The sequence below is a fragment of the Okeania sp. SIO2C9 genome (assembly GCF_010672455.1).
Lineage (GTDB): Bacteria > Cyanobacteriota > Cyanobacteriia > Cyanobacteriales > Microcoleaceae > Okeania.
In genome coordinates, this window is record NZ_JAAHGO010000279.1 from 1 (window position 1) to 1,133 (window position 1,133).

The window sequence follows — 1,133 nt, forward strand, 5'->3', positions numbered from 1 at the left end:
GGATTCTCTGGCAAACCTCACCAACTGTGGCGTTTAGCAGACTACTTATTTAATAACGGCTTCAATTTTTACCAAGTTACTCTGGTTGGTCATTCTTTGATTCCACCGGACAAGTATTGGCCACAAATCGACCTCAAGTCAGAATACATTGATCCGATGCGGGAAAAGCTCAGAAAAGACCAAGTCCTACAAAAGTTTATTTCCAATATAGCTAGCAGCGATACAGGTGTAACTCAGGAACTAAAACCCTTTCAGAGAGTAGCTTTGCTCAGTCGTCTGTTGATAATTGAGCCCCGCTTATTGGATATGAAAGCAGCAATTGAGCGAGATGATGATCCTGACTTTGAGCGCTATTATATATCTTCTCACCTAAATTACCTCGATGATGCCCGAGAACGCCTCAATGAACTGGCAGCAATGCCTGGACCAATCTACACAGCTGGCCTATCTGTAGGAGGAGCAACCGCCTTAGCTCTAGCAGCAGATAGACCTGACAGAGTGAAAAAAGTAGTTGCCTATGCTCCTCTGCTAAGAGTTTACGACGAAACCAAGAGGAAATACGTTAATTTAGCTGGACCACTAGACATCAAGGAATTTAGCTGGGAACACGGCTTGAGTTTTCCAGTGGGGTGCTTGACTGCTGTTGATCGTTTTGGTTCCTTCGTCTCTAGTCCTAATAGTATCAAAGTTTTGCAAAATATTCCCACCTTTTTTGTCCTCACTGAAAATGAGGACGCTGCTGATACGAAATTTAGTCAACAAACCTATAAAAACATGGGTGCTGAAAGCAAGGGGCATTGCTGCTATATCTATCCCGAAAGCGATTTAGTACCTCATCCTCTGGCAGATCCTGAGACTGTTAGTCAAGGTATGACTAACCAATTTTGGCAGAGTTTATATCAGGAAACATTCAGTTTTCTCACCACTGGCAAGATTGAGTACAGTAATATGAGCAATTTGGATCAAAGTACTGATTTACCAACTGTGCCGCAGATGCAATAAATCATAACAGCAAAGTATAGCGCTACGCGCAAGGGGTGAGGGCAGAAGGCTCCAAGGCAGAAGTTGACTGTGACAAAGTTTTAGCGATGAACGCTTGTCCTAACCTTAATACGTACTGCTATATATAGCAG

1 protein-coding gene is annotated in these 1,133 nt (G+C 43.1%); it reads left to right on the plus strand.

The window, feature by feature from the left end; all coding sequences use genetic code 11:
- Positions 1 to 1,002 (plus strand): serine aminopeptidase domain-containing protein (locus tag F6K23_RS41010; protein WP_293167018.1); only part of this gene is annotated, 1,002 nt, incomplete at its 5' end.
- Between the last annotated feature and the right edge of the window lie 131 nt (positions 1,003 to 1,133).